At 70.5% G+C, this 18,869-nt stretch carries 27 protein-coding genes; 4 read left to right on the forward strand and 23 right to left on the reverse strand.

All coding sequences use genetic code 11. The features are described from left to right. The first annotated feature begins 10 nt into the window (after positions 1–10). The 3 genes from FRANCCI3_RS08525 to FRANCCI3_RS26780 all read left to right on the forward strand — a co-directional run bounded on the left by FRANCCI3_RS08525 (position 11) and on the right by FRANCCI3_RS26780 (position 2,424). Positions 11–1,024 carry a replication-relaxation family protein gene (locus FRANCCI3_RS08525; protein WP_011436133.1) on the forward strand — a complete coding sequence of 338 codons (1,014 nt, stop codon included), beginning with the start codon at positions 11–13 and terminating at the stop codon, positions 1,022–1,024. Between the two features lie 57 nt (positions 1,025–1,081). Then, positions 1,082–1,990 (forward strand): NlpC/P60 family protein, encoded by a 909-nt coding sequence (locus tag FRANCCI3_RS08530; RefSeq protein WP_011436134.1) that lies wholly within the window; start codon positions 1,082–1,084, stop codon positions 1,988–1,990. Between the two features lie 287 nt (positions 1,991–2,277). After that, on the forward strand, positions 2,278–2,424 hold the full coding sequence (locus tag FRANCCI3_RS26780; RefSeq protein ID WP_023842054.1) for a hypothetical protein: 147 nt from the start codon (positions 2,278–2,280) through the stop codon (positions 2,422–2,424). 281 nt (positions 2,425–2,705) lie between these two features. On the opposite strand, the gene FRANCCI3_RS08535 is transcribed toward FRANCCI3_RS26780, so the two are convergent. From FRANCCI3_RS08535 to FRANCCI3_RS08550, 3 genes are all read right to left on the reverse strand, one after another. Further along, positions 2,706–3,221: a transcriptional regulator gene (locus FRANCCI3_RS08535; RefSeq protein WP_011436135.1), complete on the reverse strand. Its 516-nt coding sequence runs from the start codon at positions 3,219–3,221 to the stop codon at positions 2,706–2,708. A gap of 342 nt (positions 3,222–3,563) precedes the next feature. After that, positions 3,564–4,325 (reverse strand): hypothetical protein, encoded by a 762-nt coding sequence (locus FRANCCI3_RS08540; protein ID WP_235609363.1) that lies wholly within the window; start codon positions 4,323–4,325, stop codon positions 3,564–3,566. Positions 4,326–4,912: 587 nt separating this feature from the next. Further along, on the reverse strand, positions 4,913–5,488 hold the full coding sequence (locus tag FRANCCI3_RS08550; RefSeq protein ID WP_236701529.1) for a hypothetical protein: 576 nt from the start codon (positions 5,486–5,488) through the stop codon (positions 4,913–4,915). Between the two features lie 55 nt (positions 5,489–5,543). Between FRANCCI3_RS08550 and FRANCCI3_RS08555 the strand changes: the two genes are divergently transcribed. Further along, positions 5,544–5,942, forward strand: a complete 399-nt coding sequence (locus FRANCCI3_RS08555; protein ID WP_035730229.1) for a hypothetical protein — start codon at positions 5,544–5,546, stop codon at positions 5,940–5,942. A gap of 26 nt (positions 5,943–5,968) precedes the next feature. Here FRANCCI3_RS08555 and FRANCCI3_RS08560 read toward each other — a convergent pair whose 3' ends face one another. The 20 genes from FRANCCI3_RS08560 to FRANCCI3_RS08655 form a co-directional block, all read right to left on the reverse strand. Then, positions 5,969–6,505 (reverse strand): hypothetical protein, encoded by a 537-nt coding sequence (locus FRANCCI3_RS08560; RefSeq protein ID WP_011436139.1) that lies wholly within the window; start codon positions 6,503–6,505, stop codon positions 5,969–5,971. 752 nt (positions 6,506–7,257) lie between these two features. After that, on the reverse strand, positions 7,258–7,989 hold the full coding sequence (locus FRANCCI3_RS08565; protein WP_011436140.1) for a hypothetical protein: 732 nt from the start codon (positions 7,987–7,989) through the stop codon (positions 7,258–7,260). A 395-nt stretch (positions 7,990–8,384) separates the two neighbouring features. Next, positions 8,385–9,086 (reverse strand): hypothetical protein, encoded by a 702-nt coding sequence (locus FRANCCI3_RS08570; RefSeq protein WP_131728950.1) that lies wholly within the window; start codon positions 9,084–9,086, stop codon positions 8,385–8,387. A gap of 89 nt (positions 9,087–9,175) precedes the next feature. Next, positions 9,176–9,805, reverse strand: a complete 630-nt coding sequence (locus FRANCCI3_RS08575) for a hypothetical protein (RefSeq protein ID WP_011436142.1) — start codon at positions 9,803–9,805, stop codon at positions 9,176–9,178. A gap of 29 nt (positions 9,806–9,834) precedes the next feature. Further along, positions 9,835–10,383, reverse strand: coding sequence for a hypothetical protein (locus FRANCCI3_RS08580; RefSeq protein ID WP_011436143.1), 549 nt, complete (start codon positions 10,381–10,383; stop codon positions 9,835–9,837). A gap of 124 nt (positions 10,384–10,507) precedes the next feature. Then, the gene (locus FRANCCI3_RS08585; RefSeq protein ID WP_011436144.1) at positions 10,508–10,858 is read right to left on the reverse strand and encodes a hypothetical protein; all 351 of its coding nucleotides are present in this window, start codon (positions 10,856–10,858) and stop codon (positions 10,508–10,510) included. A 52-nt stretch (positions 10,859–10,910) separates the two neighbouring features. Then, complete coding sequence (locus tag FRANCCI3_RS08590) at positions 10,911–11,531, reverse strand: hypothetical protein (RefSeq protein WP_011436145.1); 621 nt, start codon at positions 11,529–11,531, stop codon at positions 10,911–10,913. A 147-nt stretch (positions 11,532–11,678) separates the two neighbouring features. Then, entirely contained in the window at positions 11,679–11,909 is a 231-nt protein-coding gene (locus FRANCCI3_RS08595) for a hypothetical protein (protein ID WP_011436146.1), read from the reverse strand. Positions 11,910–11,969: 60 nt separating this feature from the next. Continuing rightward, on the reverse strand, positions 11,970–12,278 hold the full coding sequence (locus FRANCCI3_RS08600; RefSeq protein ID WP_011436147.1) for a hypothetical protein: 309 nt from the start codon (positions 12,276–12,278) through the stop codon (positions 11,970–11,972). 66 nt (positions 12,279–12,344) lie between these two features. After that, positions 12,345–13,571 (reverse strand): DNA polymerase III subunit beta, encoded by a 1,227-nt coding sequence (locus tag FRANCCI3_RS08605; RefSeq protein ID WP_011436148.1) that lies wholly within the window; start codon positions 13,569–13,571, stop codon positions 12,345–12,347. A gap of 128 nt (positions 13,572–13,699) precedes the next feature. After that, complete coding sequence (locus tag FRANCCI3_RS08610; protein ID WP_011436149.1) at positions 13,700–14,098, reverse strand: hypothetical protein; 399 nt, start codon at positions 14,096–14,098, stop codon at positions 13,700–13,702. A gap of 43 nt (positions 14,099–14,141) precedes the next feature. Beyond that, entirely contained in the window at positions 14,142–14,681 is a 540-nt protein-coding gene (locus FRANCCI3_RS08615) for a hypothetical protein (RefSeq protein ID WP_011436150.1), read from the reverse strand. 59 nt (positions 14,682–14,740) lie between these two features. Beyond that, on the reverse strand, positions 14,741–14,998 hold the full coding sequence (locus FRANCCI3_RS08620; protein WP_011436151.1) for a hypothetical protein: 258 nt from the start codon (positions 14,996–14,998) through the stop codon (positions 14,741–14,743). Then, complete coding sequence (locus FRANCCI3_RS08625; RefSeq protein ID WP_011436152.1) at positions 14,988–15,530, reverse strand: hypothetical protein; 543 nt, start codon at positions 15,528–15,530, stop codon at positions 14,988–14,990. Before FRANCCI3_RS08625 ends, FRANCCI3_RS08620 begins: the two co-directional genes overlap by 11 nt. A 4-nt stretch (positions 15,531–15,534) precedes the next feature. Next, positions 15,535–15,921 (reverse strand): hypothetical protein, encoded by a 387-nt coding sequence (locus FRANCCI3_RS08630; protein WP_011436153.1) that lies wholly within the window; start codon positions 15,919–15,921, stop codon positions 15,535–15,537. A gap of 113 nt (positions 15,922–16,034) precedes the next feature. Beyond that, a complete protein-coding gene (locus tag FRANCCI3_RS08635; protein ID WP_011436154.1) occupies positions 16,035–16,859 on the reverse strand; it encodes a hypothetical protein in 825 nt (274 codons plus the stop codon). A gap of 176 nt (positions 16,860–17,035) precedes the next feature. Further along, positions 17,036–17,320 carry a hypothetical protein gene (locus FRANCCI3_RS08640; RefSeq protein ID WP_011436155.1) on the reverse strand — a complete coding sequence of 95 codons (285 nt, stop codon included), beginning with the start codon at positions 17,318–17,320 and terminating at the stop codon, positions 17,036–17,038. 109 nt (positions 17,321–17,429) lie between these two features. Continuing rightward, entirely contained in the window at positions 17,430–17,747 is a 318-nt protein-coding gene (locus FRANCCI3_RS08645) for a hypothetical protein (protein WP_011436156.1), read from the reverse strand. A gap of 108 nt (positions 17,748–17,855) precedes the next feature. After that, complete coding sequence (locus FRANCCI3_RS08650; RefSeq protein WP_011436157.1) at positions 17,856–18,215, reverse strand: hypothetical protein; 360 nt, start codon at positions 18,213–18,215, stop codon at positions 17,856–17,858. A gap of 135 nt (positions 18,216–18,350) precedes the next feature. After that, a complete protein-coding gene (locus FRANCCI3_RS08655) occupies positions 18,351–18,857 on the reverse strand; it encodes a hypothetical protein (protein WP_011436158.1) in 507 nt (168 codons plus the stop codon). Positions 18,858–18,869: the final 12 nt, after the last annotated feature.

The raw sequence follows: 18,869 nt of genomic DNA on the forward strand, positions 1-18,869 counted from the left end.
AGCGTCCCCGATGGCCAAGCCCTTGCCGCAACGCGCCCTACGCCTCCCGCAGCGTCCCGCCGCCCGCGTCGTCGCCGACGCCAACCATCTCGCGAACCTCACCCCTCACCTCAGCCCCCGCGACCGCTGGATCACCCGGCTCCTTTACGAACACCGGGTCCTGACCACTCATCAGCTCGTCCACGCCGCCTGGACCAACCGTCGCACCGCCAACGAGCGGCTCCTCCAGCTCTACCGCTGGCGTGTCATCGACCGCTTCCAACCCCTGAGCCCCCTCGGCGAGGGCATGCCCCCGGCGCACTATGTCTGCGACGTTGCCGGCGCCGCGATCCTCGCCGCCGAAGACGGCATCGACCTGGCCGCGACCGGTTACCGGCACGACCGGGCACTCGGCGTCGCCTACTGGCCCCAGCTCGCCCACCGCGTCGCGGTCAACGGCTTCTTCACCCACCTCATCGCCCACGCCCGACAGCCCAACCCGCCCGGCACGCTCACCGCCTGGTGGTCCGAGGCTCGCACCCGGGCCGCGTTCGGCGACATCGTCCGTCCCGACGCCTACGGACGGTGGACCAGCCGCGGCAGCGACCTGGAATGGTTCCTCGAACTCGACTGGGCCACCGAGCCGTACGCCCGCCTCGCCGCGAAGATCGACAAATATGGGCGGCTCGCCTCCGCGACCGGCATCACCACCCCGGTCCTGTTCTGGTTCCCCACCATCGGCCGGGAGACCCGCGCCCGCCGCGCGCTGGCCGACGCCGTTGCCGGGCTCGACCAGCCGCACACCGTCCCGGTCGCGACCACCGCGGCCACCCTCGCCCCGCCCGACGACCAGCTCGACCCGGCCCTCGCCCGCTGGCTGCCGCTCGGCGCCAGCCGCCCCGGCCGGCTCACCCTCGATCAGCTGCCCCGGGCCTGGCCCCGTCTGCCGGCACCCGCGCCGGTGTCGGACCGGCCGGATGCCATCTCCGCCGGGTCGGGCCTGCGCCCGCCTGCTCCGATGCCGCCCGCCAAGTACCGGGGGTGAGCGGCCACGACCAAGTACCTCGCCGGCGCGGTCGCCGCCGTCGTCCTGCTCATCGTCATGATGGGGGCCGCCGCCGCTGGGGTGGCCGAACGCGTCCTGTGCCTGCCCGTCGTCGGCTGGTTCCTCGGCTGCTCCAGCGGCGGCAGCCCCAGCCAGACCGCGCTCGACGACATCCCGCCCGACTACCTGAACCTCTACATGCAGGCCGCCGCGAGCTGCCCCGGCCTGTCCTGGACGACCCTGGCGGCCATCGGGAAAGAAGAATCTGATCATGGTCGCAGTCGGCTGCCGGGCGTGGTCAGCGGCGTCAACGAAGCCGGCGCCGGCGGGCCGATGCAGTTCCTCGCCACCACGTTCGCCGACGTCGTCGCCCACCACCAGCTACCGGCCGGCGGCGCGAACCCGCCGTCTCTCTACAACCCCCAGGACGCCGTCTACGCCGCCGCGGCCTACCTCTGCGACAACCACGTCGCCACCGACCTGACCGGCGCGATCTTCGCCTACAACCACTCGGACGCCTACGTCGCGCAGGTCGTCACCCAGGCCACCCAGTACAGCTCGACCAGCGGCTTCGGAGCCGACACCGCGCCGTCCGACGCCGGCTACGCCGCCGTCCTCTACGCCCAGGGCCAGATCGGCATCCCCTACCTCTGGGGTGGAGACGGCCCGGCCGAGGGCGGCTTCGACTGCTCCGGCCTGACCCGCGCCGCCTACCTGGCCGCCGGGATCGACCTGCCCCGCACCGCTCAGACCCAGTATGAGGCCGGCCCCGTGGTCCCGCCGGGAGAACCGCTCCAGATCGGCGACCTCGTCTACTACGGCACCGCCACCAACATCCACCACGTCGCGATCTACATCGGAAACGGCCAGATGATCACCGCTCCAGGGCGGGGCAAAGTAGTGAAAATAGCCCCATACAGGTGGCAGGGGGACGACTATTTCGGGGCAACCAGGCCGGGCACGTAGGGTGCGATTTATTCGCACGGGGTGCAACGTCGGGCTGGAGCATTCCAGCGCGCTCGCCCAGCGCTGTCCGGGCGAGCACGATAGCCTATTTCTCGGATTCATTTTCCTCGCGGGCTCGTCACCGAGCTGCTGCCCAACCCGGAGCCCGCTCGCGGCGTCAGCAGGGCGATCCGGCCGTCCGGGTCGTGGCGCTGCCGTATCCCTGGGCATCGCCTGGCCGTGCCGCACGCGACCGGGCACGTCGGTCCCGTGACGTCACCGGGACAGGAGGATGCAAGGAGTGCGAAATGGGCAAGTCGACGCCGATGGACCGCGAGGCAGCTGACCGGATCAGCGAGGCAGCGTTGCAGGACCCGTGCTCCGACACCGCGCAGAGTGGCTTCGACGTGCGGGCGCAGGAGGCGGCCGACCGCAACGAACAGGACGACGAGTAGGCCCGAAAGGGCTGCGCGTGGCGGCCGAACTGCTCAGCGATGAGCAGCCGCCAGCGGTTGCCCTGATGGCCGTGGCTCACCGACGGGCATTCCGCCGGTGGGCCACGGCAACGGGATCACGGGTAGTAGACGGGTGAGCCTGCGGCCGGGCCCGACCCTTGCCCAAGGATCTCCGTCGGGGGAAGCGCCATGGAGGTTGTCCGTGTCTGCGCGCCCCTCCCGCCGTGCATGGCGGGGGCACGGCAGCGGACGCGCTGCCGGCTGGATCACGGTGCCCAGGTTCAGACGGTGTCGGAGAGGTCCGGGGTGGCGCTCGTCGGGTCGAGCACCTTCCACTGCTGGAGCCTGTCGAGCAGCTGGCTGCGGTCGAGGGTGTAGAGGGTCGCGAGGGTGCGCAGGTCCCCTTCGCGGATCGAGAGGACCCGGCCGGCGTAGTCGCCGCGTTCTCGCTGGATCTCGGCGACCCAGCGGCGCAGCGGGCTGGCGTCGTCGTCGGGCACGCCGGCCAGGGCGGGCAGGTTGAGCACGACGCGCGCCGCCCGCGGCGGGAGGGGGTCAGGCCGTCCGCCGGGCAGCAGCTCGTGGGCGGGGACGCCGTAGAAGTCGGCGAGCGCCGCGAGCCCCTCCACGCTGATCATCCGGTCGCCGCGCTCGTAGGAGCCGACCGCCGCGGTCTTCCATCGGCCACGGGACAGGGTCTCCACCTGCTGGAGAGAACGGCCCTGCTGGGTGCGGATGGTGCGCAGTCGGGCGCCTACCTCGCGGGCGTAGGCGCGGTTCTCACTCGTCGTGGGCATGGTTTCCCTCCTGCGGATGGGTGGGGATGGAGCGACGGCGCCGGAAGGGCCGGGGGGACCCCGAGTCCGTGTGCCAAGGCCGGATTGCGGCGCTCGGGCTGCGGCCAAGAACCGGCGGCAGGTTCGAGGCAGGCTGCGTGCGTCCGAGCACCGCACGTGCCTGTGATCAGTCCGCCGGTCGGGCCGTGCGGCGCCGACCGCGCGGGGGACGGCTGCCGGCTACGCGCGAGGCCAGACGGGTGCGGCGGCGCGGAGTCCCGGCGTCCCAGCGGACGGTCCTCGCGGAGGGCGCAAGTGATGGTTCGAGGTAGCCGCGCGAGCGGACCGGCGCGGAATGCAGTCCTACGGCCAGCTGGCCACGTCGCGGGTGGTATGGGTGCCCACCGTGTCCAGGCTGCCCACGATGCTCGCGCACGTGGACGCGCTCTCGTCGAAGGGGAGATCGTCGTAGGGGTATCGGGGTGCGGCGGTCGGGTCAATGCCATGGTCGGCGGCGCGGGTGGCGCGGGCGACGGTGAAAACGCTGCCGTCGGGATAGTGGTGCTGGTAGGCGTCACAGTCGATCGGCCGGATGGCGGTGGCGCGCAGTCCGGTGAACGTCGCGTGGTAGCCACACAGCCAGCGGGTAGCGGCGTGACGGCTGCCAGCGCGGCGTAGAACACGGACGCCGTCGAGGACAAGCCATCCTGCGTGGGGCCAGCCATGCACGACGCGGTGTTCGATAATCCAGCGGCGCGCCTGATGGCGGGTACGGAACCGCCGGGGGACGTGGTTCTCGGTGTCGTCGAGGTCAGCGAGGAAGCCGTCGTCCCGGGTGCGGATCGTGCCGGCGGGCCGCCAGCGACCTGTCGGGGTGGCGAGGAGAACCCGCCACACCTCGCGGTCGGCCGAGCCCCGACGCCGGCTGTCTCGGCGCAGGCGCGCGGTCGCAAGCGCGACGGCGTGGGCATGGCACCAGGCGTCGAAGTGGGCCTGTGGGACAGTGCCCGCGGCGCCGATCGTGCGCCCGGCGGGGTCGGTGGCGGTGACCAGGCCGGGACCTGTCGATACGGCGGTCAGGCCGTAGCCCGGCGGGGCCCGGTCGAGCGGGTGCAGGGCCGCCACGCTTGCACAGCGCTCACACACGGCTGCGGCGGGGCCAGTCCGGTCCGGGGACAGCGTCCGCTCGCCGAACCTGCGAACGCAGAGGGTTACCTCCGCATCGGGGAGCGTGCAATGGACGAGCCGGGTACGCGAAGAGACTCGAAGCGTCGTGTACCCATCTGGTAGCGGAAAGTCGTCAGATGCTGGCATGGAGATCTCCGAGAGTTAGCGCAGGTGGCGGACGCCGGCCCCCGCGATGCGTCGCCGTGCGAGCGCGACCCGGTGCCCGGCGCACAACGAGGACCGGGAGGCGGTGTCGCCGACATCGGCGCCCACCCTGCGGGCGGTCGGCGGCATGCGGACCGGGAAGATGGGCAGCGGCTCAGAGACAGCGGCAGAGGACGCCCGCTCGCACACGCTGGGACGTGGGCTCCCAGCGCGCCTGGCTGGCGGGCGGGGCACAGCCGCTCGCCGGCTCGCGTCGTCCGGGAGCGCGCTGGCCGCTCAGCGAACGCGCGGAGGGCGAGCCGGCCGAGGCCGGCGGCCCGGGAACGCCCGGTGGGCGGCCCCGGGACAAGGCCAGGCGGGCGCTGGCCTACTCAGCTGGCCTACTCGTCGTCGGTGAGAAGGCGGAGCAGACGGACGCCGGGGAAGCCGTCGGTGGACAGGGCCCGCAGGTGAAACGTGGTGGGCTCGTCGAAGACGGGCTGGCCGCCTGGCCGGCGGGTGTAGGGGGCCCAGCCGTAGTCGACGCCGTCGTCGGCGTCGTAGGCCGTCCAGACCACGCTCTCCTGCTCGCCGTCACGCAGGGGCCGGACGGAGAACGCGTGGGCTTCGAGGCTGCCAGGGACCGTCTCGATGATCTGCGGGACGGCGAAGGTGAACCGGCGGGCGTGCAGGGTGCGGGCGAGCTCGGCCGCACGGGTCTCGAAGCCGGTCCGAGCGGTCTCACTCTGGACGTAGTCATAGTCGGACAGGATCTGGCGGCGGTCCCCGTCGAGGATGACGATCGCCGGATAGTCGGTCATCCGGATGGACTGCTGGACGCGGTCCACGACGTCGGTCACCAGGCTCCAGGTGGCGTCGTTCATCGCGGCCTCCAGCAGGGTCCGGGGAATTTCCGTTCCAGATTCCTTGGCGGTGGAACGGCGGTTGAGGTGTAGCCGGCGCGCGGGCTTGTCCACCGTATGCGGCCATGCACGTCCCGTGCCGCCGGCCGCTGGCTATGGTCCTGGGTTTGTGGTGCAGGTCCTGGCGGACGCGGACAATCTCGCGGCCCGGTGGATGACGGTGACGATGCGGATCGTCGGCGGCTACGGGTGCGCGGTGACGGCCGCGGGCGCGGCCGGGAGGTTGGCGGCGGTGCGCTGGCCGGCGCAGTGCCGGCTGGTGGCTGCCGAGGGCTGGCAGCGCGCGGACCTCGCGCTCGCGGGTGCCTACCGCAGCGACGAGGCGCCGTTGCTGCTGGTAACAGGCGACGGCGACTTCGCGTACCTCGCGAGCCGGCATCCCGGCCCGGTCGCGGTCGCCGGGGTGCTCGTCGCCCGCGCGCTACGGGACACCGCGACCGTGATCGACCTGGCCCGGGACGGCGCCGCCCCGCTGGTGCGCTGGTTGAACCACGTCAGCCCGCGCTGAACCGGCCACGTGCCTGGCGGGGCAGGTCAGGGGCGGGCGCGTCGCCGTTGCAGGTTCTCGTCGAGCAGTTCCCGCAGCAGGACCAGGCCGGGCCCGCCCCCGGGGTTCAGCGGGATCGAGAAGATGTAGTCCGAGCCGTCGAACGCGTCGAACACGGGTGTGCCGTCGCGCTTGCGCCGGAAGGGCACCATTCCAGACTCGTGGCCCTCCTCCTCGTCCCAGAGCACCCAGAGGATGACGTGCATCTCGCCGTCGTCCTCCAGCACCGGCCCGCCGGTGTAGGGGGACCGCAGCCGGACCTCATCGTCGCCGTCGATCACGACGGGCCTGCTGATCTGCGGGACCGCCAGGATGAGCCGTTCGAGGTCGATGCGGTTCGCCTCGGCGGCGACCTGCCGCTCGAACGCTTCCGCGCGAGCGGGGTCACGCAGGTAGGCCGAGTTACTCAGCGTGCGCGAGGGCTCTCCTTCCAGGACCGCGATCGCGGGCTGGTCTCCTTTCGCCAGGGCGTCCTGGACCTGCTTGACGGTCATATCGACAAGAACATGGGACTCGAAGTTCATCAGCGGTGTCCTCTATGGGGCGCGGGGTCGCAGCGGCGGGCCGGTCCGGGACGGCCGCGCAGGACGTACGGGACGGCCGTCCCCACCTAGTCTGATCGCGCCACGACGTGGGCACCACGCAGCATGCAGCGCGTGCCCTCTGCGACCCCGCCACCCTGCTGCCGCGGGGTTGCGGTGACCGTCCCTGCCGGCCAACTCGACGACGAGGTGCCCCTCGGTCGGGTCTCGGCTCGGCGCCGGAACGCCTCACTGGGGAGAGGTAGGGGCTACCGCTGGCGAGGCAGTCGCGCGCGTCGTGCACGGCGGAAGCCTCTGCTGTGCCGCAGGAACGGCGGTCGGCGTCGCCGGTTGACGGAGGGCGTAGCGTCGTTCAGGACGAGGTCCGCAGGGTTGATACGTCCGACGATCTCCCGGCTGGGCCAGTGGATCAACAAGCCGCAGTCCACACAGCAATAGCGCCCACGCCACCGGGCCGCGCCCGGGGCGACTTCCCGGCGCCGACGGACCGGGACGAACCCGCTGGACGCCGGGGTGTTCCCGCATCGGCACAGCCAATCGTCATCCCCGCCGTCGCACGCGATGTATTCACGCATGCCAGTCCTCTTTTCTCGCGAAGGTGGGTTGGGAAAGGAGCAGGTTCGGACCGGCAGGCGAAGAAACGGTTCTCCTACCGGCGAGAAGTACCGGCGGCTGAGGCGATGCCCGCAGCCAGCCCGGCGGGCCTGCGACGGAGTCCGGGCACCGGGCGCGGTTCAGCGGTCCCAGGGGTCGCGGCGCAGGTGGTCGCGGCGGGTGGCCCTGGCCTGGATGACGACGTCGGTCCAGGTGGCTCCGGCGGCCTCGGCCTGCTCGGCGGTGGTGAGGACCGCGCTGGCGCGTGGGGACAGCGTCCAGCCGAGGTGGCCGAACAGGGCGAGAGCGCTGCTGTCCCCGAGGGCGGAGGCGTGGACGGCGTCGAGGCGCAGGCAGGCGGCCAGGTGGCCGAGCAGCCCGGTCGGGTAGCCGCGGTGGAACAGCGGGACCGCCCGGATCGGGCTGGTCATCTCGGTGGCGTGGCGGGCGGCGATGTGGGAGAGCACGGCCATTACGGCCACGTCGCCGATGCGGGTGTCTTCCGGTTCGTCGTCCACGTCGGTGCGCTGGATCGTGGTGTCGACGGCGTGGCCCCAGGTCCAGCCCTGCATGGTGAGCTGCTCAGCCTCGTTGGCGAGGGCGGCGGCTTTGGCGGTCAGCGGGTAGCCAAGCGCGCCGAGGAGGCTGGCGGCGGGTTCGAGGTTGAGCAGGCTGGCCGGGTCGAGGTGGCCGTCCAGTCCGAACAGGACGTGGGCGAGCAGTCGGCGCGGCCAGCCGTCCCGGTCGAAGTACGGGTGGTAGGACAGTCCGGAGAAGCGGAGGGTGACGGTGTCCTCGCCGTTGACGGTCAGGACGTGGCGGAGCCGGCCGAGGAGTTCGGCGAAGCCGATCAGATGCGGAGTCGACGGCATGGTGGGGCGCTCCTAAGGAGGGCGCAGCACGGCGGACAGGCGGACGTGCGCGAGCGTGGGGGCCGGGGCGCGGGCGGTCGCGCGGGCCCTCGGGGACCAGGGCTGCAACGCGGGTCGGCCCGCCGGGCGAGGTGCGCGGCGGGCCGAGAGGCGTTGCACCGGCCGTCGCGGGCCGGTCGTGTGGGGCGGGCCGTCAGGTGCGGCAGGTCGGAGGCGGCGTACTCGGTTCGGTGCAGGATTCACCGATGCCGACAACGACATGCAGCCGATTCCGGGGAACGGGGTGGCCGTTCACCCTCCCGGTTCGCCTGAGGGATGGCGGGAGGGCCGATGATGAGCAGCCCGATGGGTACGCCGTGGACGGTGGCACGCCCGCGGCGGGCTGCGGGCTGTGGTCACCAGGTTGACGGGCCGATGACCATCTCGTCGAGGCGAAGCCTCCGGATCTCGTGGGGGCCGACGAAACGGCGATGACGGCCGGGGCCGATGTCGACGCAGATTCCGTCGCGGTAAGCCTCGTCCTCGGTGCGCACGCCGAGGACCGCCCAGACCGGGAACGGCCACGTCTCAGGTTCGTGTTGGGGGTCTCCCGCGGTCAGGGCGACCACATCCCCGGGCTTGTAGGCGCGATGGCTGTGTCGCCTCGCCGCCGTCGGGCAGTACAGCCGGCCGCAGGACGGCGTGGCGGGCGGGCGGGCCGCGCGCCGATATTCACCGACCTCTTCCCAAACGGTCGGGTGATGGGCCAGAAGGAGCCGTCGCAAATCATCTTCGATCATGTGTGGGGCCTTCAGGCCGGAGACGTTCTCCATCCGGCCCGCGAGCACCGTGACCGCGGGAAGCATCTCGTCGTGGACCCGCCACAGCACCGTCGACGGATCACTCGGGCAACGCCCGAAGGTCGCATAGTGAATACCCATCAGGGCCCTCTCTTTCCAGGAAACCAAAGCAGAATGGCTGGCAAGGCGATGAGCGGTACGGTTATCCGGTGAGGGCGGCGCCACGGGCGCCTCCTTTGCGGAACGGTCCTCAGCCAGCCGGTTTCCGTCTTCACCGACGCGGCCTGTCCATGCGGGATGCTGGGCGCCGTCCAGCACGCGCCGGAGAGCGGGCGACTAGCTGCATGCGCCTTCTCGGCGCCCCACCACGCTGTCCTGCACGACCCGTCGGGCCGAGCGACGGGGCACTACTCAAGCGGCGGGAGAGAGGCAAGGAACTCCGCGATTTTCACGGCATGCTTGGGGTGCGCGGAGAACTTGAAATCGACCTCGCCGGAGTGCGCAGGCTCGGCGCTGAAGTTCCAGATCATATTGTGGGGGTGGCGCCAGAAGCTGGCGACCGGCTTCCAGCGGTCTCGCTTATACTCGTCGGCCGTTGGATCGAGTCCTTCCCACGGAAGACCGAACGCGCCCATGACCGCGCGGGCGATCTCTTCCGCGCGCTGCTGCGCTCTGCGCCGGTCGTCCAGAATCTCACACACCCGCGCCAGCTCGGCCTCATAGCCCGGCAGTACATATCGTTCGATCTGCCGTGCGATGGCCGGCGCCGACTTGTCCGGCGCGGCGTAGGTCCTGTCCCTGGGCGCGCGACCGGTTCGGTACTCGCTTGCCCGGGTCGGATAAACACCCGAGATCTCAATCTTGTCTCGTTTGCTATAGACCCGACCCATGGTGACGTGTATCTTGCAGGCCGGGTTCGACGTCCTGACCAGGAAGGCGTCCTGCGGCCAGTGACCGGTTTCGGTCTTCCAGTCGTCACCCAGCTCGGCGGCGATGCTCTCGGCTAGCATCAAAAGTGTTCTGCCGGTCTCGGGCATGGCTGTACTCCGTTCCGTCGGCCCATCAGCTACTGGGTTCGGGCGTAGATGCAGTCCACGACGGCACCGTTGTGCACGCCGTCGCAGGTAATGGGGCCGATCTGGCGATCCTTCACGGTCAGGTCCTTGCGGATATCGCCTTCCAACTTGTCGATCTTCGGGCCGAACAGTGCCTCGTAGTGGTTGAGCTGGGAGTCCGGCACGAGCTGCTGGTGGCCGGGGAACGCCTTCGCCCACAGCCGGAAGTAGAGCCCGTGGCCGTACGGTGGGAAAGGCGTGGCCTTGCTGACCTCGGCCAGTAGGCAGCATGCTTCGGCCGCCGTGCCGGGGCGGGTGTCCTGCCCCGTGGCTATCCGTTCGAGGATCTCCCGGAAGTGTCCCCGGTAGACGAACTCGACGGGAAAGAGGATCGTGCTGGGGGCCAGGACCGGATAGCTGTGGAAGAACTGGTCCCGCTTACTCGGGTGGCGGGTGATCGCCTGTGTGATCTCCTCCTCGGCCCAGTCGAGAGCCGCCAGAGCGGTGGTGACCAGTTCGGTGTAGTCCGCCACGAGCTGGTCGAGCTGGTTTTTGGGCATGGCTGTACTCCGCTTTTCTCAGTCGGGTGGCTGGTGTTCGCGCGCCGCGCGGCGCCAGCGTTTCTGGCCGGAGTCGACCGGCCCCAGACCACGCGGACGGCTACCCCGACCGGGGAGGGCCCCGCTAGTCCACGAACGCCGCCCACCCGCTGCCGTCGTCATGGTGGACGAACAAGGCGGTTTGCACGGGAACCTCGGGGTTCAGTTCCCGGGCGATGTTCGCCGCTCGCTCGATGACGTCCAACGCGAGATTGCGATCGTCGAACAGGCGTGGGAAAGCCTCGACCCGGACGTCGGTGGTCCAGAAGGAGGGGTTCTTGTTGTGGGCCAGGGCCACGCTGTAGAGCGGCTTGTTCGCCTGGACTGTCGCGGCCCTGACCGCCTCCGGGTGCGGAACGAGCGTCTCGCGTAGGTGCCGCTCCGGGTCCATGACGTTGCCCCCTTCTTGACGGGTCTGGTCGGCTGTATGCCACATCAGGGCACCTTCCGTGGAGTGGCGCGACCGCGTTTCCGACGTCGAGCATGGGTCATCCGTAGAAGCTGCCATCCTCGTAGAACTCGTAGTCGCTGGCCGCGAGCAGTTCGGTCACGGCTTCTCTGCTGCCTATGTATTCGTATTCTTCCTGGCCCGCTTTCAACGCGGCGGCGATCGCGTCGCGTACCGCCGTTTCGATCGCTGCTATGCCGTCTCCGCCGACGCCGGTGTCGTGGGCCTGGGACTCCCACACGTAGATCTGGCCGAGGCCAGGCTCGCCCAGCTGGACGGCGGAGATGTGCTCTGTCCACGGGAGGGCTGGCGCGTTCTCACGAGTGAGCCGACCGTTGAGGGTGACCTGGTCGTCGTAGCTTCCTATGGACCAGGAGGTGAACTCCACCCCACTGATACCAGGGAAGTCCCCGCAGCCGTAGACGGCCCAACCGGGCGTTTTGAGTTCCTGGGCGAGCGTGTAGACGATCGTCTCCTGTAGCCGATCGTTGTCATGCTGGTCCCACCACGGTCCGAGCAGTCGCTCCGTGATGTCCCGGATTGCGCGTTCCTTCGCCTCTTCGCCCAGGTCGTCGAACGAGTAGCTCTCCGCGTCGTCCGGCTCGGCGACCGAGACGGTCAAGGTGATATTGACATTGATGTCGATCCGACGGTCGGACATAGCCGTGCTCCGTTTCTGGCGACGTCGGTATCTGGCTGACTGCCCCGGCGCGGGCCGCCGCGCTTTGACACCTCCCCGACCAGACGGCCGGGTGGAACTACCCGGTACTACGCGGGGACTGCTCGTCTGCCCTTCCGGGTGAAACGGTCAGGTGGCTGTCCCACGCGGGTGGGCGCGGCTGCGTGCCCGCCGTGTCCGCCGGGCTCGGCGGCGTCGGCGTGTGGTCAGATCGACGCTGATCGCGGCGAGGGTGACCGTCGTGTAGGCGACGAGCATGGTGACGTCGTGCGCGGCGGCGACCCCCAGGAGCCACACCGCCAGCAGCGCAAACGCCCAGAAGCGAGCCCGCCGACGGCGACGGCGACTCAGGTAGACCATCAGAAGTCACGCTCCTTTCCACGTGAGCCGGGGAATGCGCCGGATAGGAGGGATTTCGGCTCAGCGCTCGCGGGTGCGCCAGGGGACGGGATGTCCATGGTCGGGATCGGCGCAGTCGCCGCCGGTCGCGGTGGGGCTGCTATAAAGCTTCCCGCCGTCGACCAGCACCGTGAGCGGTGGTTTCTCCTTGGCGAGGTTCAGGGTGACCGCGGGGTCGATGTGGACGAGGATTCCGCCGGTTTCGTCGAGCAGCGCGGTGATGCGGAGAGGAAAGCTGCCGACGTTTCCCGGTTCCCAGCTCGCGGCGGGATGTGGAGGCAGCGCGTCGTACATGTCGATCGTTCCGTAGCTCACCGACGAACTTTCCATCGATTCTCCCTTCCAGGCGCAGAAGGTGTGCGGCGGCGCGCATCGAGGTCCGTGGGGAAGCGCCGGTCAGTCGATGCAGATGGGCATGAGCAGGTGCCGGTACGGCGGGATGCTCGCCCCCTGTTCGGGAGAGGTGAGCAGTACGGGCTTGGCGACGTCCGCCTGTCCGCTGAACAGGACGGTGTCGCCCGGGAGCGCGGCGAGGGCGGCGCGCAGGTAGGCGGCGTTGAACGCCCAGCGGACGGTCCCGTCGGTGAGCGAGGTCGTCGCGGGCAGGGTCGGGGCGCTGACCCGCGCGCCGTGCTCGGGCAGCAGCGGCGCGACCCGGAGCCCGTCCGGGGTGAGCGTCAGCGTCATGGTCATGATGGGGCGGCGGGTGGTCGGGTGGGCGGTGAGGATCGCGAGGACCCGTGCCACGTGGGCCGCCACCGTCGCCCGGTCGAAGGTGGCGGTGTGCTGGGGGTCGAGCGAGCCCAGCAGCCTGCGCCACGGCGGGTAGGCGCCGCCGGTCTCGACCAGGCTCACAGTGGTCTGCCCGCAGGTGAACGTGACCCGGTCGACGTCGTGCACGGACTCGGCACGACGGCGCCCGATCGTCACCGACGGCCCCGTCCACGTCTCGGCGCACGCGGCGAGGATCTTCGCGGGAAGCAGCAGTTCCTGCACAGCCGGCCCGGTGACGGTCGCGGGCAGGACATCGACGGCCAGGCGGTACCGGTCGGTCCCGGCCACAGTCGCCAGTCCAGGCGCGAACGACACGTACAGCCCGGTGAGGACCCGCAGGGTGTCGTCCCGGCCGACCGCGGGCAGGACACGGTCCACCGCGGCGCGCCACGCGGCCCGGTCGACGGTGGCGATCGTCGGCGCGGGCCGGCAGGCGCCGGGATGATCCTCCACGGGTAGGCCGGTCAGCGGCACCGTGTAGTCGCCGATCGTGACGGTCGGGGCGGGTGGGAAGGACCCGTCGAGCAGGACAGGCAGCTCGTCGGTGTCGCGGCGATGCTCGCCCCGGACCAACGCCTTGCACATCTGCGTTAGCGCCCAGCCATCGACCAGGAACTGGCCGGCGGACCGTGCCGCGCCGGGCAGGCGCACCGAGACCGTCGCGGCGGGGCTAGCGCCGGTGACGGTCAGCCTCCCGTCGAGATCGGCGGTGATCAGAGCGGCATTCCACGGTGGCCGGCTCTTGCGGTCAAGGACGGTGCCGACCGTGGTCAGCGCGGCGAGCAGGTCCCGGTAGGGGACGACGGCGGTCGCCCCCGCGATGGTGGCGGGCGGTGCGGTGACAGTCATGATGATCTTCCGCGTGGGATCGGGGATCGGCCGGTCATCGGCCGGCGCGCATCGGCGGCGGGCGGGCCGGCTGGTGCACGTCGGGCAGACGTGCGAGAGCGGCGTGATGGCGCGCGGCGGAACAGAGATCAGTGGTGCTCGGGTAGCTGGCGGAACACGATCTCGGTGCTGTCGGCGTTGGCGGTGGTCGCCCACTCGTCGAGCAGGTCGGCGAGTGACTCGGCGAGCACGTCGCGAGCGTCATCAGCGGTGCCGTCGTCGGTGAGGACGGTGATCAGCCGGGCACGGGCCTCGCCGAGTTCATCGGTGTAGACCTCGACCTCAAGCTCGCTGGCTGCCGGGCACTCGGTCCGCGTCTCGGCCTCGATGTCGTCTTCCAGGACCATCCGCAACGCGTCACGGGCGTCGAGGAACACATCACGCGCCCGCTCACGCAGCGACCGCGTGTCCGGCGGGGCACACCGGCGTATCCGCAGGACTCGTTCCCGGGGAAGCCGGTGGCCGTTGCGGCTGCGCCGCATCCTCATCGTGATCTCCCCTTTCCAGGAACGGGTAGGCAGCGCCGCCGGGTCAGCCGGTGCCGCCGGGTGTCGTGTCGAACGTTTCGCGGATCTGGCCGTCGGCGGTGTAGGTAAAGGTCCGCAGCCGCGTGTAAGGTGCGGGAAGAAACACCGGAATGGCGTTCACGACAGCCCCACCGAATCCCCGGCAGATCCACATCACCCACCGGTCCGGCTTCTCCGGGGAACTGCCGGCAGGAAGCTCGCCGGTGGAACGCCGATCTGTCAGTCGGCGCATGTCGCGGCGGGCTATGTGAGGACAGAGCCGGGTGGACGCCTCGGCACAGGACTCGTGCATCGGCGGGTCGTGGTAGGCCCTGGCGGCGAGGGCTCCCGGGCTGCCGAGAAAAGCGACCTCCCCGTCGAACGGCCGGGCGCAGATACCGCACCGCCCCTCGGAGGCAAGACGGAAAGCCTCCCGGCCATCGACGGTCGAGAAGTCCGGCTCCCCGTCCGGGTGGCGCGCGGTGACAGCCGGAATAGGCAGGTTGCGGCGCCGGTCGATCGGCAGCGCGTTCATCAGCTCGGAAAACTCGGAGGCAGAATTCACTGCCGCTCCTTTCCGTCACGGACGAAGACCCAGAGAAAAAATGCCGGACGACGGTTCGGCTAGTAGTCGCGGGAGTCCGCCCAGAAATCGGCCTTGACGCGCATCCAGTCAAGCGCCTCGGTCAGGCCGGGAATGTCGTACCAGCTTTGGATACTGTTCTGGTCGTCGCGCACAAGACCGACGTGGAACTCGCCGGGCTCGGCGCTTACCGCGACAACAGCCCACAGCGGCACGTAGTGGCCCGCACGGGGCACGTAGATACCGGCTACCACCGGGCAACCGACAAAGGTCAAGGGCAGGGCAAACTCAGGAGCCATCACCGTCGCTCCGTTCGGATGAGGGTTCCGCGACCCGGCCCGCGCGGCGACGGCGGGCCGCCGGGCGCGGCCGTGCCTCCGCGCGGGGGCGGGGCCGCCAGACGTGCCGACCGGCGTCGGCGACCCGTTCCAGGCCGAGCGCGTCGGCCCAGGTGACGCAGAACGCGCAGGGGTCGACGCAGCCGGAGCAGTCGTCGCGTTCGAGGTGGTGCCGCCGGATCTCCTCGGCACGGGCACGGGAGATCCGGTGGTACGTCCAGGTCTCGATCTCGTCGGCGAGCTGGTCGCGCAACGCGGTCAGGATGCGTACGACCCGGTCGGGGTCGTAGCTGGGCGCGGTGTGGTCACCGAGGTAGGCGGCACGCAGCGCCGTATGCCGGCCGCCGTCACCGCCGGTCAGAGCGGCAAGCAGCGCGCGGGCGTCGAGACGATCGTCGTCGGTCGGCGGGCCGCCCGGGTTGACCGGCCGACGCCGGAGAGCGTCGAGGTCGGCCGCCGTCCGAGATGTCCGACGGCCTGCTGTGCGGCCCATCGGATCAGGCCCGGGACGGGTCGTCGCCGATGGGCGGGGGGTCGAGGCGGATCAGGTGGCCGTGGGTGACGTCCTCGCCGATCGCGCCGTCGACAGCGGCGAGGTCCGTGACCTCGTCGCAGATCTCTCCCCACAGATCCGGGGCGGTCCGCGGGTCCATCGAGATGACGGTGTCGTCGGCGAGGAGCACGCCTTCCGCGGACGCGGTCGGGTAGTCGTCCCAGACCACGTCACACAGCACAGCGACCGCCGTCGGGTACAGCTCGTGGACCTTCGACGCGAACCCGCCGTCAGCGGTGATCCGCCGCCGCAACTCGGCGTTGATCGCGGACAGGGCTGCGCTGAGATCGTCGTCCTCTACGGTCGGGAGCACGGACAGGTCGAACAGCACGGGATCTACCTCCCTCAGGGCATGCGGGTATGCGGGAGTCGCGGACCTGGGGCCGTCTGTAGCGGGCCGGCGCGGGTTGTCATCGCGGGCAGGGGCAACGCCTCGAACGACGATCAGAAGCGGTAGTCGCTGGTGTTGCCGTTGACGTCGACCACGAGGTGGGTGCCTTTCGGCCGGCCGGCGTTTTCGAGGTGGACGTAGACGGTCGGTTCCGCCTCCGCCGGGTCGCCGTCGGTGTCGTCATCGGCCGCGACCAGCCGGAACAGGATCTTCACGCCGTCGATGTCGATCACATACATGTCGCTAGCGTCGTTGGTGTCGGGCGCGGCGCCGTACACGCGCACGAGCGCGTCACGCACCACGTGGACAGTCGGCCGGGGCGGGGCGACGGTCTGACCGGCCGCGCCGAGCGGGCGGATCTCCCCCGCGTATACAGGGAAGCCGTCGCCCGGGTCGATACTGCCTTTGAGGAACTTCGGGTTGGCCTGCTGTTCACCGGTGTAGGTGACGATCAGCATCTGGTCGCCGTGGGCGTCGGCGAGGTCGGCGGCGCGGACCTCGCCCGGATACCAGGTCCCTTCCAGCAGGAACTCGACCGGGCTGCCCGGGACCAAGGCGGCGAGCTGGTCGGCGCTGAGCGCGGCGGGCAGGCTCGTGGTGTCGTCGTGGTCGTGGACGTGCGCCGGTGCCTCGGTCATCCAGGTGACGAAGCCAGCCAGCTGCCCGGCGGCCTCGGCGGTCGCGACGGTGATCTCGGCGTAGGCGTCGAGGCCCTCCGTGATGACCGTCGGTGCGCCGACGGCGAGTTCGGGATGCTGCTGCTTCCATGCGGTGACCGCGAACGTCACGGTGTCGGTGCTGGTCAGTTCAAGGACATCGCCGCGGTGGTCGCGGCGGGTCAGCCGTACGTGCACCAGGTACTGGGTGTCGGATGGCATGCGTCACCTCCATGGCTTGCGGAAGCGGGGATCGCGACAGGAGGCGAGGGCCGGCGGGACGCGCCCGGGACCCGCGCGTCGGTAGCCGATCGGTCGGTGAGGGCGGCCCGTGCGGCGAGGCTCCCGCCGTGCCGGTCTGGAGGGGTCTGGTCAACCCCGCTCGGGTTGGGGAGCGGTCAGCGCCGGTCCCAATTCCTCCGGAGCCTCGCGATCTGCTCGTCGGTGGCGCCAAACCGCCGTAGCTGGTCGTCGGTCAGCCACACCATCGGAATGGTGATCTTGGTGGTGATGGTGGTGCCTGCGGGCAACTCGTCCGTGCTGATCGCGCGGCCCCGCCACCCGGGCAGCTTCCAGCCCTCCGACGTCTTGATCCAGAACTCGTCGCCGCACCGAGCCCACGTGTCCACCGACGCCTCGTGCAGGGCCGCCCGGTGCAGCGGGTCATACGGGTCAAACCCCATGATCATTTCTCCTTCCTCGCAGGCGCACGGCGTGCCACAGATGGCGGCGTGACGGGCATGGTCCGCCTTCGCGGGCGACGTGATCGTGATGCGGATAGCGCAACGTCGCTCAGTTGCCGACGATCTCCCAGGCCCACTCGTAGCCGCCGACGTAGTAGAGGCCGTCCGGGTCGGGGACGACGATGGTTGTGCAGTTCCAATGGCCGCTGTGGACCGAGACGATGCCGTCGTCGCCGATGGTGATCGTGTCGATCTCGTCGGCGTCCACGGTCGCGCCCAGCGCGTCGGTCTCGGCCGCCAACTGGCGGACCTGGTCAAGGGTGAAGCCGGGAACGGCGAAGCCGTTCCAACGGTCGTCGTTGGCCGGTACCTCGTACTCCGAGTAGACGCCGCTGATGGTGACGCGCATGGTGCGGGCAGCAGTCATGATCGTGTCCCTCCCAGGACCGAACGGGGGCCGGGTACGGCCACGGGTCCCGCTTCCGGGCCGGGCACGGGAGCGCCGCCCGTGCCCGGCCCGGTGTGGTGCGGGCTGTCAGGTGGGCAGGCAGCAGCTCAGCGGTACGCCGCGCAGGTCGTAACTGGCCGTGTCGAACGGGACGGGGAAGCGCTTGTTGCTGGGGGTGAAGCGCAGCCGGTCGGTGGACTCGGCGTCGAGGGTGACCGTGGCGTGCTTGCCGTCGATCGCGCCGAGGGTGCCGGTCAGCCCGTTGAGGTAACGGGGCGAGAGGTTGGCGATCCGCACGGGCGTGCCCGTAGTCAGGGACGCGGTCCTGATCGCGGCGAGCGCGGCCCGCCGCTGCTTGACCGTCTCAGTGATGCGGGTCAGGTCCTGCTCGGTCGCGTGCGACAGGATGAAGTCGGTGGCGACCGCGAGCGTCGGTGTCGTGGGCATGCGGGTGCCTTCCTGATCGTGGAGGGGGTAGGCGAACCGCTGGCGCGCGACGGGCCGGCGGGGTGTGTCCGGGGGTCTCCCGCCGCCACGGGTGGGCAGCCGGGCGCACGGTGCCCGCTGTCGGGAGACGGGTGCTCAGGCGGCGGTCAGGTGGGCTCGCGTGGCTGGGGCGGGCCGGCCGATGACGAACGTGCCGGGGTGCAGCGGGTGTAGCTGGTCGTGCGGCATCGGCTGGTCCGGGTAGGGCAGGTGCAGCAGCAGCCGTCCCGCGAGCGGACTGTCGGCGTCGTCGGGCACCCGCCGGATGGTGATCGTGAACGCGCCGCAGGGGTCGCCGGTGGACAGGCTCAGGGTGATCGCGTCGTCGGTCTCGTCGGTGCGGATGCCGGCGCTGTTGCACCACGACAGCGCGACCCGCTCGGGCGTGTGCGGTCCGGTGCCGTCCGCGTCGGGCTCGTCCGACTGGTAGGCGGGGCATTCGTTGTCGCCGTTGTCGTCGTCGAAGCCGCCGGGCGTCTCGGCAAGGTCCGCCCCGCAGGCGGAACAGCGGAACTCGGTGTCGGCGTCGAAGATCAGCTTGATGGTGCTGTCTTCGTCCAGGCTGTTCACGGTCGTGCCGTCGACGGTCAGTCCGGCGAACATCGCGATACCGGG

The sequence above is a fragment of the Frankia casuarinae genome, from assembly GCF_000013345.1.
Taxonomy (GTDB): domain Bacteria; phylum Actinomycetota; class Actinomycetes; order Frankiales; family Frankiaceae; genus Frankia; species Frankia casuarinae.